Source organism: Mesorhizobium sp. M1066 (genome assembly GCF_040318635.1).
GTDB lineage: Bacteria > Pseudomonadota > Alphaproteobacteria > Rhizobiales > Rhizobiaceae > Mesorhizobium.
In genome coordinates this window covers 67,138-82,033 of record NZ_JAMYMR010000021.1, presented here as the reverse complement: position 1 = coordinate 82,033, position 14,896 = coordinate 67,138, and the positions used below count along the sequence as shown (strand labels likewise).

Here is a 14,896-nt window from a genome sequence, read left to right as displayed (position 1 = left end):
GCGGAAAGGAAACACCATGGACCGCAACTTCGCGCGGGCGCTTGCGCTTGTTCTCAAATCGGAAGGCGGGTGGTCGGACAATCCGGCTGACCCCGGCGGCGCCACCATGAAGGGCGTGACGCTTGCCAGCTTCCGCCGCTATGTGAAGGCCGACGCGACGAAGGCGGATCTGCGTGCGATCAGCGACGCGCAGGTCGCCACCGTTTATCGCCGCTTCTACTGGGACGCTGTGCTCGGCGCCGAATTGCCCGATGGCGTCGACCATGCGGTGTTCGATTTCGCCGTCAACAGCGGGTCTGGCCGGGCGGCCAAATATTTGCAGGCGGCCGTCGGCGTTGCGCAGGACGGGCGGATCGGACCGGTCACCGTCGCGGCGGCCAAGGCAAAGCCGGCCGGCGTCACCATCGATGCGCTTTGCGATGCGCGGCTGGCGTTCCTCAAGCGGTTGCCGACATGGGCAACATTCGGGCGCGGCTGGTCCGATCGTGTCAGGTCGGTGCGGGTTCAGGCCCTGCTGATGTCGGCGCAGCGCCCCGCGGCACCGGTGGCCGCGCCGGCGTCGCCCAGGGTCGAGACATCGGCTGATGTGATGCCGGCGACCCAGCCCGTGCAGCCGGCGCCCGGCGGCAAGACGGCTGCCGGGGCCGGCATCCTCGTTCTCATGGCCGGAGCGCTCGCGGCCTTCCGGCATCGGGTCGCCGATTTTTTCGGGAGCCTGTTTCAATGACATGGTTCAACACCAATGCGCTGCACAATCTCCTCAACACGCTGATCGCCATCATCTGCGGCGGCGCGCTCGCCGGCTTCGACTGGACGCTGCTCGGGGTGAGCGACCGCACCGCGCTTCAGATCAGCGGCGCCATTGCCCTTGCCAAGATCATCATCAACGCGGTGCGTGACGGGCCGCGCGGCATGGTCGCGCCGCCGGCCAAGGAGACATGAGATGGGAACACTCGCCCTCGCGCTGCTTGGCCAGGCCTGGCCGTATCTTCTGGCAATGGGCGCCGCGCTTGCCGGTGTCTGGACCGCCTATGCCAAGGGCAAGGCCAGCCAGAAGGCCAGGCAGGATGCCGCCGACGCAGCGGCGCGCACCGAAGCCCAGAAGATCGACGATGCCGTCGCCGGCCGGGCGCCGGACGACAACAGGGGGAGGCTGGCCAGATGGTCAAAATCATAGCGCTCTCGCTCCTGCTGGCCGGCTGCACCAAATCAGGCGGGTCGTTCTGCGCGGCCGGGCATCCCCTCCGGCCGACAAGGGCAGAGGCGGCGACCCTTTCCGATGCGTCGGTGGCGGCGATCCTGGCTCACAACGAAAAGGGCCAGAAACTTTGCGGCTGGAGGCCATGATGAACGATCTTTTCGACCTGCTCGGCATCAAGGGACCGGTCGTGGCGGCGGGTCTCGCCGGCGGCGTTCTGCGCGCGCTGTCGCGGCATCGCTACAAGCTGCGCGAAATGGTGGCCTCGCCGATCTGCGGCGCACTTGCGGCGGCCTACTTGACGCTGCCGGCGGTTTCCTACGCCAGGATCGCCGGCCTGCCGATGCCCGATCCCGCCGACGACACCACCACGCTGGCGGCCGCCTTCCTGATCGGCGTCTGCGCCATGTGGATTTCGGACGTGCTGTTCGAGTTTGTGGTGCGGAGATTCAAGCCGGGGGTGGAGGAGTAGCTTATTGGCACCGCCTCGTCTGTTGGCTACTGCCTGACGGAATTACCGAGGCAGGCGACCTGGCGCGGCGCTGCTCTCATTTCCAGAAACGACCGCTGCCCGCTTCTGCTCACGCCGGGGCGGCTTTTTTGTATTTCCGATCGGCCATTGCTGAGCGGCATTCGATCTGACCGGTCTCGTCATCGCCCGTTGTCACAAGCAAGTTAATCATGTCGGTTATGCATAATGATTATTGTTAATTTTTGATTGATGCACCGAAACTAGATAAAGACTTGAGCGGATGAAGTGTTCATATATTGTTAAGCAAGAGGTAGACCACAGAAGACGGAAGCCATCTCCATCATCAAACGGGAGTAGCTTTCATGAACAAGTTCACTGTTATTTTAGCCGCTGTTGCAGTTGCATCGTCCGTTGGAGCCGCCGAGGCAGGTTGTGGGTGCGGAGGTTCGGGCGGCTGGGGAGGCAATTCGGGCAGCCTGATCAATGTTTCGCCGTCCATCGACCTTGGCAAGATCACCGCGCTGAACGACGTGCTCAGCGGCAACAACATCCTGAGCGGCAATGTCGTCTCAGGCATTCTGAACGGCAACAAGACCAACATCGTCGGTGGCGTTCTGAGCGGGCTCGGCGTCAACCTGCTGGGCGGCAACAGCTACAGGCTGGGCAAGCGCCGCTAGTTCGGCGCTGCATTCAATCAGCGAAGACAACCCAAAATAGCCCGTTCCGGCTCGCCGGGCGGGCTTTTTCGCGTGTCGGGCCGATCAAGCGAGGATGTTGACCGCGCGTGCCGCGACCAGCGCGATTGTCAGCAGCGAAATCATGGCCTCGGCCATCATCAGCAGCTTGGCGCGCTGGGAGAGTGGCAAGGTATCGGTGGGCGAAAATGCGGTCGCATTGGTGAAGGCGAGGAAGAAATAATCGACGAAGCCGGGCAGCCAGTCTCGAAGCTCTCGGTCGTTCAACGTCATCTGCGCGAACAGGAAATCGGCCTGTGCGAGCTTGACGAGGCCGCAGGTCGGCGGACCGCCGCGGTCGGTGCTCCAGAACCACAAGGCAAACACGATGACGTTGGTAACCCAGATGTTGAGTGCGTCGATCAGCAGCGTCGTACCGCTGTTGCCGGCATGGCCCTCCAGCAAGGCACGCACCAGCAGGACCAGCGAACCGCAATTCATGATGCTGATGATGGCGGTCATGGTCAGGGCTGTTCTGCGGATTATGACCCGAAACTGGCCGATCGCATGCCACTCGTGGTCCTCGACCGCCTTTCGGGTGGCGGCCTGTGTCCAGGCGGTGGCCACCGACAAGGGCAGCAGCAGGGCCGCCTCCAGCGCGGGCGCCACCCAGCGCGGCCCGAATGAGAGATTGTTGATGACCAGAAGCTGCAGGCAGATGATGACGAGAACGGCCGCACGGGCCATCCAGAAATCGAGCGCACGGTAATGAATGACGGCATGGTGGTGGCGCATTTTTCAAATCCTGGATGCTTTTTTGGGGACGGGAGCCGGTCAGGCGTAGGCGACACCTGCCGCGATCACGCCCAAGGCGCCATGCCCGGCATGTTCAGGGTGCTGCGGGATGGCGTGTTCCATTGTTGTCTTGCTGGCATGTGATGACGGGAGAGGCGGCATGGTGGCGCGAAACTCTGCCTCAATCTTGGTTTTGCCATGGTCGGCCAAGTATACATTTTCGTAAGCTTCAAGTTCTGGGCTGTTCGTAAAACAGTCCGGTGTGATTTATCCACCGCATGACGCGAATCGACGAACCCATGAACGGTTGGCTGCCGGTCGGCAGTTCTGTTCCAGGCGACTGGCGGCAGTCGTCGATCTGGCCGGGGCTGACGCACTATCCAGAAGCCGGCCTGGCGCTGTTATGCCTGACGCAGATCCTGTGCTGGACCGTGGTGCCGGCGCTTGTCGATGCCGCCCCGCCCGGCGATGTCGTCGAGAGCTTCATGTGGGGCCGCGAATGGGTGCTTTTGACCTACAAGCATCCGCAGCTCCCCGGCTGGCTGCTCGAGATCAGCCATCTTCTGACCGGATCGTTTCGCTGGCCGCAATATCTGCTCGCCCAGCTTGTCGTCTCGGCGACCTTCGTCTTCGTCTACCTGCTGGCCCGCGACATGCTCGGGAGAACCCGCGCGCTGGCCGCCGTGCTTTTGATGCCGTCATTGTATTTCTTCGGCTGGCCGACACCGCAGTTCAATCATGATTACGCGCAGATGCCCTTCTGGGCCGCAATCTGCTGGCTGCTGTGGCGTGCGGGCCGTGGCGGTGGGCCGGGCTGGTGGCTGGCGCTCGGACTGGTGTCGGGCGTCGGGCTCTATGCCAAGTTTTCCACCGGGCTGCTGTTGCTCTTCGGGGCGATCTGGCTGTTGTCGGACACACGGGCACGCAATCGGCTCGCCACGCCCTGGCCCTGGCTTGGGCTCGCGGTTTTCCTCGCCGTCGCCGCGCCGCTGGCCGTCCAGCTCTACCGCATCGATTTCCTGCCGCTGACCTATGTCGCCGGCCGCGATGAATGGGTGTTGGTCCACCGCGCCCGCCTTTACTATATCGGTGTCCAAATGGCGGGGCTCTGCGGCTTATTGCTGGTGTTGGCGATATCGGGGCTGTTGCGGCGTTCACCCGCGCCGGAACAGCCCATCAAGCGCGGCGCGCTGGCCTATCTCGTGTGGATGGGGCTTGGTCCGGCGGTGCTTGTCATGGTGGCTTCGCTGTTCACCGGCGCCGGCGAGGCGTGGGGCGCGCCGATGTACAATCTTGTCGGCGTTGTGGCGCTCGCCTTGCTGGGTCATCGGCTCGGCGCCATCGAACTGCGACGGCTGGCGATCTGCGCGTTCGCCTGCATCATCGGCATGTCGGGTGCCTATGCGGGCATCCGCTGGACGAGTTGCAATTTGCGCGGGCGCTTGGATGCCGTCTGCTGGCCAGCGCGGCAGATTTCGGACGAAGCCGAGGCGGTCTGGCACGCGGCGGTGCCCGGTCGGCTCGACATCGTCGGCGGCGATACCCGCATCGCGTTGCTGGCGGGCCTCAACGCCTATGACAAGCCGTCGATCTTCACCGACCTCGACATGCGGCTCGCCCCCTGGATCACCAGCCAGCGGCTGCGCGATCACGGCATGCTCCTGGTCTGGCCCGGGAGCGGCGTGCCACCTCGGCTGCTGGCGTGGCTGGGCAACATCCCGGTCAAGACCGTTCTTTTCGACTGGTCGCTCAGGGCACCACCGGTGGCGATCAGCTTTGCCGCCATTCCGCCTGGCATGAAGCTATCGGGTTTGATCGACAGCCTCGCCCAAACGAGCAACTGAAGTAGATCCACCGCGTCCGCTGGACGAAGCAGGTGACAATGCCCATTTATGGCGAGACAACTTGCTTTCACGCAATTCCTGACGGAAAACCGCTACACATTCTTCCTGGAATTGCTTTTGAGGAGACGTGACATGGCGACTTCGACCGAACGTGCAGTCCTTGCCGGCGGCTGTTTCTGGGGCATGCAGGATTTGATACGGCGCTATCCCGGCGTCATCTCCACCCGTGTTGGCTACAGCGGCGGCGACGTGCTCAACGCCACCTACCGCAACCACGGCACCCACGCAGAAGCCATCGAGATCAATTTCGATCCGGCCATCATCAGCTTTCGCACGCTGCTGGAACGCTTTTTCCAGATCCACGATCCGACGACCCGCAACCGCCAGGGCAACGATGTCGGGACGAGTTATCGCTCGGCGATCTATTACACCAGCGACGAACAGAAGCGCGTCGCCGAGGACACTATCGCCGATGTCGATGCCTCGGGCCTGTGGCCGGGCAAGGTCGTCACCGAAGTCGCACCCGTTGGTCCATTCTGGGAAGCCGAGCCCGAGCATCAGGACTATCTGGAGAAATATCCCAACGGATACACCTGCCACTTCGTCAGGCCAGGCTGGAAGCTGCCGGTTCGCGAGACGGCGGTTTCGTAGATTCGCAACTGCGATTTGCCCTGCATTGCTGCTCGACGGTGTCGTCGAGCAGATCATCGCATCCAAACCTCTTTCAGTCAGCGCGTCTTGTCGCGTCGGCCATTGAGCTTTCATAATGTCCGAGCGCCCTTCGAACACCTTCGTCAACGGCGAATGCGGATGCGGTAGGCAAACACGGTCAGGCGGTTGACAGCCTGCCGTATCGCGGTCCAATTGCGCAGGAAGAGTTGATTTCGGGAGACGGGCCGTGAAAAAAGTTTACGAAAAGCCAGTGTTTGTAAAACGCGAGCGTCTTTCGGTTGTCACTGCCTTGGCATCGCCTTCCACTCAGCCGACCTGACAAGCTCGCCCTGATCTGTCGGCCCGTTTGAGCTGCCGAAGATGAGGCCGATCGAATCGACCGATCACTCGGAGCCGATCACAGCCGTTTTTGTCCTCGATATCTCTAACTATACCGGGCCTCTGCTCGCCGGCTGGCTAGAGGCTGGAAATGCAATTGGCGCGATCATCGTGCCCGGGTTCCGGCGTCGTCCCACCGGTTTCAGCATTGGCAATTTCCGGCGAAGGCTTCAACGCAAGCTGCTGCTCAGGCGGTTTATCGGTAACACGCCTGTCAAGCTGATCGAATTTGGCCGCCCTTACGATTGGAATGCCCTTGGACGGCAATTGTCTGACGTCCGCGCCGATGTGCTGGTCTGCTACACTTTGCCTGTCTTGATCCCTCAAGAGGTTCTTGGCCATTTTTCCAAAGGCGGGGTCAACCTCCACCCGGCGCTGCTCCCCGACTATCGAGGGCCCCACCCGATCCAGCGCTTGGCCGTGGACGGCCGGCATGCGGTTCATGGCGGCGTCACGCTCCACAAGATGTCCGCCGGTTTTGACGAGGGTGACATTCTCGGGCAGGTGCCGTTCTCCGAAGCTGACTGGACCTCGAGAGAAGCCTTGGTCGACAGCACGGCAACCGCTATGCGGATTCTGGTAAGCGAGGCGGTGCCGGCCTACTGCCGGGGGCTGTTGTCAGGAATGCCGCAGCCGAAAGGCGACTTCGTCTGGGCGCGGCTTCAGCCCAGCCACCTGATAATCTCGCCGGCCATGTCGGTCGAGCATGTTGTACGGCTATGGCATGTGCTTGGCCTTCTGCCAGGCATCTATCTTGAAATCGGAACGTGCAAAGTCAGGCTGGGATTCCAGATCAGAAGGCTGGGGCCCTGCACAGGAAAGGCTCCGGTCAGGCGGTGGGGAACAGTGGAATTCGATCTCGCCAACGGTCGGGTCCTGTATTTTACCTACGGTAGAGTGCTCAAACGGCTGATCAATTCAAAACACCTATTTTCGCGCCCGCCCGCCGGGAAACCCGCTCCAGAAATCCGGCTGTTCGGCAAAGCGAGTGCTGCGGACCAGAAAAACGGATGAAGCCGCCGGGCGATGCCCAGCGGCTTCATCCGTTTGCGACGTAAGTTACTTGCCACAATGATTATCGTTTACCGTTGGCGCCGTCGCGTTACCATCGGCGTCCGGCTGCGCGCCTTGCGGGTTGGTCGGGCAATTCTGATCCGCGTTCGAATTCATGTCACCTACCGTGCCAGTCGTGCTGTTGGTCGTGCCCGGGTCGACAGTGTCCGGCTCGATCGTATTCGGTGAAGCCGGCGTGTTCGGCTCAACCGTCACCGACTTGCCGCTGCCGCTTCCATTTGCGTTGTTGCTGCCGGCGCTTTGCGCCATGGCTGACGTGGCCAGACCAATGGTGAGAACCGAAGCTGCGAGGATTTTCATGAACATGGTTTGTCTCCATTTCTGTGAAGTCGTCGCTTATTTTCTACGAAAGTGATCGCGTTGCGACTGTGGGGACAACCGGTCGCGGCGGCGAAGCTTCCCGATAAAATTCCGCTCAGGGGCACCGTGACTGGCGTAATGCTTTTGGCGCAGTGCTCTGAAAAAAACGGCTTCCCCTTGAACTCGAATGATGCTTTAAGGCGCACATCCACAGGGGTGCTCCGTACGGTCGGGGCTGAGACGGGGGCGGCAAGCCCACAGACCCTAGAAGCTGATCTGGGTAATACCAGCGGAGCGAGGCGGGCGATGTTTTCAGGCGCACAGATTTCCCTATACCCCATGACCGACGATTTCGTCGGTGTCATTCTTGGCGCGCTCGGTGCGCTCGATCCCTGGCGCGACAAGCTCAGGATCGAGACCGACGACATCTCGACCTTGCTGGTCGGGCCGCCCGAAGTGCTGTTTCCCGCCATGCGCGACCTCTTCGTGGCGGCGGCACGTAGCGGCAAACATTGCGTGTTGTCGGCCACCATCTCGCGCGGGTGCCCTGGTGAGCCGGATGATCCGATCTGCCGCTCCGATGCACTTGGCGGGCCTGTCGGGCCACTCGGCCCGCGCAAGGATGCGGCCATCGCGGCGGTGCGCAATGCTGCTGCCACCGGCCAGCCGGCGGCGGCGCAGTTCTCGCTCTATGTGATGGGCACCGACGACCACATGGACGAGATCTACGGCTGCATCGATTTTCTCAAGCAGTCCGGCGTCTATGAGCGTTCCAAGCATTTCTGCACGAAACTGCGCGGTGATGCCGGTGCGATCTTTTCGGCGCTGGACGAGGCCTTCTGTCGCTTCGGACCAGGCGCCGGCCACGTAACCCTCGACGTCACGGTCTCGGCCAACAGCCCGTCGGCTGTCTGAAGCCGCCGCGCTTTCGCGCTGCCGTCAAAGGTTTTCTCCCGTGGTCACATCATCAGTCGCTTCGCGCCCGATCGCGGGCCTTCTTGTCAAGGCAATGCCGGCCATGATCTCGGTCGGTTTGCTCCTAGTGGCGTGGGAGCTTTACGCCACCTATTCCGGCATCCGGCCGACGATACTGCCGGCGCCGTCGCGCGTGTTCGAGCAAGCGCTGCTCAATCGCCAGGCGCTGGCCGACAACGCCATTCCGACCATCGGCGCCACGCTGCTCGGCTTTGCCTGTTCGCTCAGCGCTGCCTTCGTGCTGTCGATGCTGGTCGACTTCTTCCAGCCGCTGCGGCGTGCGCTGTTTCCCGTCTTAATCGTCAGCCAGACCTTGCCGCTGGTGGCGATCGCGCCGCTGGTGGTGCTGTGGTTCGGCTTCGGGCTGACGCCCAAGATCATGCTGGTGGCGCTGGTTACCTTCTTTCCGATGCTGGTTGCATTGGTCGAGGGTTATGAGTCGACCCAGGCCGAGATCGGGCAAATGCTGCGCGCCATGGGGGCAGGGCGCTGGCGCATCTTCGTGCTGGCACGGCTGCCTTCGGCGCTGCCCTATTTCTTCGCTGGCTTGAGGATCTCCATCACCTACGCCGTGGTCGGCGCCATCTTCGCCGAATATGCGGGGGCCGCGAAGGGGCTGGGCATCTACATGCTCAACGCCAAGAACAATTTCCGTCCTGACCTGGTTCTTGCCGCCGTCGGAGTGAGCGCTGCCCTGACCCTTGTTCTGTTCGGGTTGACTGTACTGCTGCAGCGCCTTGCGATGCCTTGGGAGCGGGCCGGCAAGGAAACCGAGGGGAAGGGGCCGCGGCGATGAGCCGGCTCGAGCTGCGACATGTGCGCAAGGCGTTCGGTGGGCTCGACGTGCTGGCCGATATCTCGCTCAGCGTCGGCGCCGGTGAGTTCGTCTCGATCCTTGGGCCCTCGGGCGCCGGCAAGTCGACGCTCTTCCAACTTCTGACCGGCGCCGAGCATGGCGAGGGCGAGATGTTGTTCGACGGCGCGCCGCTCGACGACCACGGCAGGCATTTCGCCTTTATGCCGCAACGCGACGCGCTGATGCCGTGGCGGCGGATCCTCGACAACACGACGCTCGGGCTCGAGGTGCAAGGCATCAGGCGCAAGGCGGCGCGGGCGCGCGTTGCGCCGTTGTTTGCCGAATTCGGGCTTGCCGGCTTCGAGCGGCATTTTCCAGCGCAACTGTCCGGCGGTATGCGCCAGCGCGCGGCCTTGCTGCGCACGGTGGTGCAGCAACGCGACATGCTCTTGCTCGACGAGCCGTTCGGCGCGCTCGACGCGCTGACCCGCACGGCCATGCAGCGCTGGCTGGAACAGATGTGGCGGCATCATCGCTGGACGGCGCTCCTGATCACCCATGACGTGCGCGAAGCCGTGTTCCTGTCCGACCGCATCTATGTGCTGTCGGCGCGCCCGGCCCGCATCGTGCGTGAAATCAAGGTGCCGCTGCCGCGCCCGCGCAGCCTTGGCGGCGATGCCGCGCGCCAGGCAAGTACGCTCGAGGCCGAGATTCTCGACATCATCCTCAACGCCACCCCATCCAAAGGAAACGATCATGACTGACTTGACGCGCCGGCAGGCCTTGTTGCTGACCCTTGCCACAGGCCTTCCGCTCATTGCCGGATCGGCGCGAGCCCAAGCACAATCGGCACAAAAGGTCACTGTTGCCCTCGACTGGACTGTCAACACCAACCACATCGGACCGTTCGTCGCCCGCGACAAGGGCTTCTATCGCGAGGCCGGGCTCGAGGTCGACATCCTGCCTTACAGCGATACCGGTGCGGGCACGCTGGTTGCAAATCGCGTCGCCGATTTCGGCATCAACGGCACCATCAGCCTGTTCACCCAGAGAACCGCCGGAGCGGACCTGAAGGGCGTCTATGCGGTGGTGCAGTCTGAAACCGGCCGCGTGGTCTTCAATGCGGCACGCAGCGAGATCGTAAGCCCGAGAAACCTCGACGGCCTGACCTATGGCGGCTTCGGCAGCGCCTGGGAAAACGCCCTGATATCGACCATCATCCGCCATGATGGCGGCAAGGGCAATTTCGAGACGGTGACGCTCGGCACCTCAGCCTATGAGGCGCTGGCCAATGGTTCGGTCGATTTCACGCTCGAAGTCTCGACCTGGGAGGGTGTCGAAGCCGAGCTCAAGGGCGTCAAACAACGCAGCTTCGTCTATGCCGATTACGGCGTGCCTGACGAGCATACGACACTGATCTCTTCGAGCGAAGCCTATCTCCAGGCAAACCCCAAGCCTGCGGCAGCCTTTGTCCAGGCGACACGGCGCGGCTACCAGTTCGCGGTCGATCACCCCGAAGATGCGGCAGCCCTGCTGATCGCGGCCAACAACGATGCCTTGACTAATCCGGCGCTGATCCACGCCTCGCTGAAGGCGCTGATCGACGGCCATTATCTGCGCAGCCAAAGCGGCGCCATCGGGACGATGGATTCGGCCAAGATGGAAGCGATCGGCGACTATCTCTTCGCGTCCGGCATCTTGCGCGATGCCGATGGCAAGCTGGTTGCTCAACGCCCGGATTTCGGGAGCTATTTCCGCAACGACTATCTGAGCTAGTCTGCCAAGATCAAATGAAATGGGTCGCCCGTCTTTCTGGACGACCGCGTGGAGCAGGGTCGTCTGGATGTGGCACCCTGGCTCCCCGACAGCCAGTTTAACACCGATCTGATCTTGTTGATTAACTGCCCGGCAATGGTTGCGTGCAAAGGTCGCCTCGAGGGATCATCGGGGTGTTTGCATTGCTCATATCAAAAAGCGAGGCGCTTTCGCACGTCAGTGACGGCAGGATTCTGTCCGCAGCCCGAAAGCGCGAAATCCTGGTGGATTTGCGCGAAGGTTTCTTTCGGATCTGCGCGCTGGCCTTCGCGGGCATGTTCGTCTACCGCGGCGTATATCACCTGATGCTCGACCCGACCCGCATCAATGTGGCGCTGGTGGCAATCTCCGAGATCCTGACCTTTACCTGGCTGCTTCTGTCGCGGCGACCGCAGGTACGCGACTGGAACCCGCTGACGGTGGTTGTTTCGGTGGTCGCCAGCTTCGGTGTCGGCTTCATCGACCTGGAACCGGGCGTGGCCATCATCCCGGTCTATGCCGCTGCGCCGCTGCAAGTCCTGGCGTTGGGGTTCGTGATCTGGGGGAAGATATCGCTAGGGCGTTCTTTCGCCATTCTGCCGGGCAATCGCGGCGTGATGACCGACGGTGCCTACCGCCTGGTGCGGCACCCGATCTATGCCGGATACCTTGCCGGTCATGTCCTGTTCCTGCTGTCGGCCTTTTCCTTCTACAATCTTGCTGTCTACGCCGCGATCACCTTCTTCCAGGTGCATCGCATCCTGCGCGAAGAGGCGCTGTTAGCCGCCACGCCGGAATACCGGGACTATATGAAGCGCGTCCACTACAGGCTGTTCTACGGCGTCGTCTGACAAGCGGGTGCGCAGAATCGTTCGGTCTGCAATCACGCTTGAACAATTGTTCGAACTTTAGTATCATTTTATTTCAGAAATTTTGTTGATGTACACCACGCTTCAGGTTCAGTATTCTCTCTCTGAAACTGAAATTCACCACCTCGCGTAGTTGATCTTGCAATCGGCCTCTCGCCAATTGCTTAGCGCAACGACAACAGGAGAGTGTTATGGCTCACACCATCAAGACAGTCGCCAACATGTTGGCGGGTAGTGCGGTAATTTTAGCTCTTTCCCTGCCCGCCAATGCTGCGGGAATCGGCCTTGGCGTGGGTGCCTCGGTGGGTGGTAGCGGCGGCGTCAATGCCGGTGTCGGGGCTTCCGTTGGCGGCAGTGGCGGCATCAGTGCCGGAGTGGGCGCCTCGGTCGGCGGCAGCGGTGGTGTAAATGCCGGTGCCGGTGCCAATGTCGGCGGCTCGAGCGGTGTCAATGCTGGTCTCGGTGCTTCGGTCGGCGGCAGCAATGGCATCAATGCCGGCGCGGGCGCCGATGTTGGAGGATCTGGCGGCATTGCTGCCGGCCTCGGCGCCAATGTGGGCGGGACGAGCGGCGTCGGCGTCGGTGTCGGCGTGGGTATTGGGGGCGGTATCAATCCGTCCAATCCGTCGAACCCGAGCAATCCGTCCAATCCGTCAAACCCCAGCAGGCCGAGCCTGCCGGGTGTCGTGGCCCAGATGTCTGATAGCAACGTGGCGCGAATGAAGAAGCGCTGCGTCGACGTGCTCAGCAGCGAAGGCGCCTACGACCGCGATCTACGGCAACTCTGCCTCCTGATCGCTCGTCGCTGATACTGGAGGGGCCGGGGATTGGAAGTGCCGAACCAGACGTGAGGCTCGACCGCACTCTCCTGGCCTCCGGCCGGTAGGAAAGCCCGCCACGCTGGCGGGCTTTCTGCGTCCGCAGGCGTGCCGGAATCAAATTCTGGTTGCCATCATCTGGATGGCCGCTTCTGTTGCCGGCAGACCTCTTCCGCACGCGATGCCCGCCACAATCGCGCGGAACGGCAGAGCCTTTGGAGCGCTCGTCTTTGAACATCGCCATGAGTCTTGGAACCATACCGATCATCATTGCGCTGCTTGGCGGCCTCAGCGGCCTCGGTGGCGGTCCGTTCTACGGCATCGGCTACTATGGCGGCGGCGGCCTTGGGCTCGTGCTGCTCATCGCCATCGTGCTTGTCGTGCTCGGGCGTATCTAGCCGGGTTATCGCAACTGATCGCAATATCGTGAGCGCCCCCAATATCGGCGTGCACCGGATTGTGATGCAGGCAAGCCGGCTTGTGATCCTGCACTCTGCAAAACTTTCGTATGGTCATTGCGGTCCACACCCCCCGTGGAAACAAGAGGAGAGGGTCCCACCCCTTGTCCTCCTCCAAGGCCCGCTCCGGTTCACCGTAGCGGGCTTTTGCTTGCTGGCGAGGGGAAACCGGCTCGCATCAAACCCTATGGGCAAGGCATCCAGAAGCTGATGCCAGTCGACTATTCCATGTCAGGTACGTCGCCGCTGACGAAGAGCGTGTTCGGCGGGCCGTATTCGCCCAGCGTCGGATCGGCCTCGCGGCTCCAGGCGATGACGCCGGCATGCTTTGCCGCCAGAGCCCTGGCGGTGCGTATGGCGCGGTCTTCGCTCTGCTGGTCGGCGGGTCCAAAGGCTGGGAACAACTCGCCATCCTCACCGCGATCGAACGCGACCACGACGATCAGCCTGGGATTTTTCTGGCCACTGGAATCGGACATCTTGCACCTTTGTCGCGGAACCTATCACATTGCGCGGGGTTGAAGGCCGCGAATCGATGAATGCCGACTTTGGGGAGTGGCATCGTGCAAGATCAGCGTTTCGATGAGCCGGTCAGGATTGCGCTCGGCCGATCGCGAAACTCGATCTTCAACGTGGAGCGGGTCGCTCAGGCTGCCGACATCCTGCTGAACCGCTGGCCGGTTGCAACCGGGCAAAAGCATATGGTTGCCCGTAAGGTCTGTCTGGCCGTGCTCGAGGGAAAGAAAGAAGTCTCGGCGGCAAGGGCGGCGTTCATCAACGCCGCTATCGAGGCGGACATTCTCGTTGAGCCGCGTGAGGTGTCGATCCCGTAGCCTACCCGGTGAGATTGAATCAAGGATCGGCTCTATCCTCTTGATTGATCTCGGTCTTTCACACCGGCTTTTCCGGGCCATGGCAACCGGCCAGTTCGGCGCGCTCTGCGGACAATCCGAAATTCGGGGTTCATTGGGCCTGTTTCCGGCATCTGTTGACACGGCATTTCTATCCAGGTATTGAACAGGACTATACAGGTTCACTGAACAGGTACCCATATGAAGCGGCGCGCGGTTCAACTGTCTCCCGGTACGGGCAAACCCGAGCAGATCGCCACCGTTCTCGAACATGAAATCCGCTCCGGTGTTCTCGGCTTCGGCGACCGCCTGCAAAGCGAGAATGAACTTGTCCAGCGCTTCTCCGTCAGTCGCAATACGGTCCGCAAGGGCCTCGAAGAACTGTCCAGCCGCGGGCTGATCACGACCAGGGTTGGTATTGGCTCGTTCGTCACCTTCGACGGCAAGCCGGTGGATGACTCCATCGGTTGGTCGCGCGCGCTGGCCGATGCCGGCGCCAATGCCGAGACGCGGACGCTGCGGCTGGAGGTCATTGAAGACCCCGATCTGGCTGCGCTGCTTGGTATCGAAAGCCCGTTCTTCATTGCCGTTGACCGGGTGCGCACCAACGCCAGCGACGGCCATGCGATCTCCATCGAGCGCAGCCGGCTGCCATTGTCCTCCGAGCTTGAGGACGTACCGTTGCGCGGACTGCGCGAGGGCTCGCTGCACCAGACGCTGCGCGCCGCCGGCCTCATTCCCGACCATGGCGAGGAATGGGTCGAGATCGAGATGCTCAATGCCGAGGATGCGGCCATCCTCGGTTGCCCACAAGGCACGCCCTTCCTGCGCGGCCGCCGGCTGACGCGTGCGGCCGACGATCGGCCGATCGAGTATGTCACCAGCCTGCTCAACCCGGCACATTTTGCGCTGCATATGAGGTTCTGAG

At 62.2% G+C, this 14,896-nt stretch carries 22 protein-coding genes and 1 riboswitch; of the genes, 18 read left to right on the top strand and 4 right to left on the bottom strand.

Going from position 1 to position 14,896, the window contains the following annotated elements; all coding sequences use genetic code 11:
* Positions 1 to 16 precede the first annotated feature (16 nt).
* The 6 genes from NKH52_RS23185 (at position 17) to NKH52_RS23160 (ending at position 2,347) form a co-directional block, all read left to right on the top strand.
* Positions 17 to 727, top strand: coding sequence for a glycoside hydrolase family 108 protein (locus NKH52_RS23185; protein WP_352733145.1), 711 nt, complete (start codon positions 17 to 19; stop codon positions 725 to 727).
* On the top strand, positions 724 to 942 hold the full coding sequence (locus NKH52_RS23180; protein ID WP_224699536.1) for a hypothetical protein: 219 nt from the start codon (positions 724 to 726) through the stop codon (positions 940 to 942). Before NKH52_RS23185 ends, NKH52_RS23180 begins: the two co-directional genes overlap by 4 nt.
* A gap of 1 nt (position 943) precedes the next feature.
* Positions 944 to 1,177: a hypothetical protein gene (locus NKH52_RS23175; RefSeq protein ID WP_023814075.1), complete on the top strand. Its 234-nt coding sequence runs from the start codon at positions 944 to 946 to the stop codon at positions 1,175 to 1,177.
* The gene (locus NKH52_RS23170) at positions 1,162 to 1,347 is read left to right on the top strand and encodes a hypothetical protein (RefSeq protein WP_032909564.1); all 186 of its coding nucleotides are present in this window, start codon (positions 1,162 to 1,164) and stop codon (positions 1,345 to 1,347) included. The genes NKH52_RS23175 and NKH52_RS23170 overlap by 16 nt, the downstream gene beginning before the upstream one ends.
* Positions 1,347 to 1,670 (top strand): hypothetical protein, encoded by a 324-nt coding sequence (locus tag NKH52_RS23165; RefSeq protein ID WP_013530789.1) that lies wholly within the window; start codon positions 1,347 to 1,349, stop codon positions 1,668 to 1,670. The genes NKH52_RS23170 and NKH52_RS23165 overlap by 1 nt, the downstream gene beginning before the upstream one ends.
* A gap of 362 nt (positions 1,671 to 2,032) precedes the next feature.
* Positions 2,033 to 2,347, top strand: a complete 315-nt coding sequence (locus NKH52_RS23160) for a hypothetical protein (RefSeq protein WP_352733148.1) — start codon at positions 2,033 to 2,035, stop codon at positions 2,345 to 2,347.
* A gap of 84 nt (positions 2,348 to 2,431) precedes the next feature.
* Here the strand turns inward: NKH52_RS23160 and NKH52_RS23155 are convergent, their stop codons facing one another.
* Both NKH52_RS23155 and NKH52_RS23150 read right to left on the bottom strand, forming a co-directional pair.
* Positions 2,432 to 3,139 carry a hypothetical protein gene (locus NKH52_RS23155; RefSeq protein ID WP_352733151.1) on the bottom strand — a complete coding sequence of 236 codons (708 nt, stop codon included), beginning with the start codon at positions 3,137 to 3,139 and terminating at the stop codon, positions 2,432 to 2,434.
* A gap of 39 nt (positions 3,140 to 3,178) precedes the next feature.
* A complete protein-coding gene (locus NKH52_RS23150; protein WP_164762750.1) occupies positions 3,179 to 3,349 on the bottom strand; it encodes a hypothetical protein in 171 nt (56 codons plus the stop codon).
* Positions 3,350 to 3,438: 89 nt separating this feature from the next.
* Here NKH52_RS23150 and NKH52_RS23145 point away from each other — a divergent pair, with 89 nt between their 5' ends.
* From NKH52_RS23145 to NKH52_RS23135, 3 genes are all read left to right on the top strand, one after another.
* The gene (locus NKH52_RS23145; RefSeq protein ID WP_352733154.1) at positions 3,439 to 4,983 is read left to right on the top strand and encodes a glycosyltransferase family 39 protein; all 1,545 of its coding nucleotides are present in this window, start codon (positions 3,439 to 3,441) and stop codon (positions 4,981 to 4,983) included.
* 132 nt (positions 4,984 to 5,115) lie between these two features.
* Positions 5,116 to 5,634 carry a peptide-methionine (S)-S-oxide reductase MsrA gene (msrA, locus tag NKH52_RS23140; protein ID WP_128304624.1) on the top strand — a complete coding sequence of 173 codons (519 nt, stop codon included), beginning with the start codon at positions 5,116 to 5,118 and terminating at the stop codon, positions 5,632 to 5,634.
* A gap of 381 nt (positions 5,635 to 6,015) precedes the next feature.
* A complete protein-coding gene (locus NKH52_RS23135; RefSeq protein WP_352733158.1) occupies positions 6,016 to 7,047 on the top strand; it encodes a formyltransferase family protein in 1,032 nt (343 codons plus the stop codon).
* Between the two features lie 45 nt (positions 7,048 to 7,092).
* On the opposite strand, the gene NKH52_RS23130 is transcribed toward NKH52_RS23135, so the two are convergent.
* A complete protein-coding gene (locus NKH52_RS23130) occupies positions 7,093 to 7,413 on the bottom strand; it encodes a RodZ family helix-turn-helix domain-containing protein (protein ID WP_023814068.1) in 321 nt (106 codons plus the stop codon).
* A gap of 196 nt (positions 7,414 to 7,609) precedes the next feature.
* Positions 7,610 to 7,723: riboswitch (TPP riboswitch) on the top strand.
* Here NKH52_RS23130 and NKH52_RS23125 point away from each other — a divergent pair.
* The 7 genes from NKH52_RS23125 (at position 7,714) to NKH52_RS23095 (ending at position 13,057) form a co-directional block, all read left to right on the top strand.
* On the top strand, positions 7,714 to 8,322 hold the full coding sequence (locus NKH52_RS23125; RefSeq protein ID WP_127382253.1) for a YkoF family thiamine/hydroxymethylpyrimidine-binding protein: 609 nt from the start codon (positions 7,714 to 7,716) through the stop codon (positions 8,320 to 8,322). It overlaps the preceding riboswitch by 10 nt.
* Before the next feature lie 94 nt (positions 8,323 to 8,416).
* Positions 8,417 to 9,178: an ABC transporter permease gene (locus tag NKH52_RS23120; RefSeq protein WP_352733325.1), complete on the top strand. Its 762-nt coding sequence runs from the start codon at positions 8,417 to 8,419 to the stop codon at positions 9,176 to 9,178.
* Positions 9,175 to 9,942, top strand: a complete 768-nt coding sequence (locus NKH52_RS23115) for an ABC transporter ATP-binding protein (RefSeq protein WP_352733161.1) — start codon at positions 9,175 to 9,177, stop codon at positions 9,940 to 9,942. The genes NKH52_RS23120 and NKH52_RS23115 overlap by 4 nt, the downstream gene beginning before the upstream one ends.
* Positions 9,935 to 10,954 (top strand): ABC transporter substrate-binding protein, encoded by a 1,020-nt coding sequence (locus NKH52_RS23110; RefSeq protein WP_352733164.1) that lies wholly within the window; start codon positions 9,935 to 9,937, stop codon positions 10,952 to 10,954. The genes NKH52_RS23115 and NKH52_RS23110 overlap by 8 nt, the downstream gene beginning before the upstream one ends.
* Positions 10,955 to 11,127: 173 nt before the next feature.
* A complete protein-coding gene (locus NKH52_RS23105; protein WP_352733167.1) occupies positions 11,128 to 11,823 on the top strand; it encodes a methyltransferase family protein in 696 nt (231 codons plus the stop codon).
* A gap of 209 nt (positions 11,824 to 12,032) precedes the next feature.
* On the top strand, positions 12,033 to 12,650 hold the full coding sequence (locus tag NKH52_RS23100) for a hypothetical protein (RefSeq protein ID WP_352733170.1): 618 nt from the start codon (positions 12,033 to 12,035) through the stop codon (positions 12,648 to 12,650).
* A gap of 251 nt (positions 12,651 to 12,901) precedes the next feature.
* Positions 12,902 to 13,057: a DUF3309 family protein gene (locus NKH52_RS23095; protein ID WP_352733328.1), complete on the top strand. Its 156-nt coding sequence runs from the start codon at positions 12,902 to 12,904 to the stop codon at positions 13,055 to 13,057.
* A gap of 281 nt (positions 13,058 to 13,338) precedes the next feature.
* On the opposite strand, the gene NKH52_RS23090 is transcribed toward NKH52_RS23095, so the two are convergent.
* Positions 13,339 to 13,596 (bottom strand): hypothetical protein, encoded by a 258-nt coding sequence (locus NKH52_RS23090; protein ID WP_023814060.1) that lies wholly within the window; start codon positions 13,594 to 13,596, stop codon positions 13,339 to 13,341.
* Between the two features lie 84 nt (positions 13,597 to 13,680).
* Here NKH52_RS23090 and NKH52_RS23085 point away from each other — a divergent pair, with 84 nt between their 5' ends.
* Positions 13,681 to 13,950, top strand: a complete 270-nt coding sequence (locus NKH52_RS23085; protein WP_027035091.1) for a DUF982 domain-containing protein — start codon at positions 13,681 to 13,683, stop codon at positions 13,948 to 13,950.
* A 219-nt stretch (positions 13,951 to 14,169) separates the two neighbouring features.
* Positions 14,170 to 14,895: a GntR family transcriptional regulator gene (locus NKH52_RS23080; RefSeq protein ID WP_023814058.1), complete on the top strand. Its 726-nt coding sequence runs from the start codon at positions 14,170 to 14,172 to the stop codon at positions 14,893 to 14,895.
* Position 14,896: the final 1 nt, after the last annotated feature.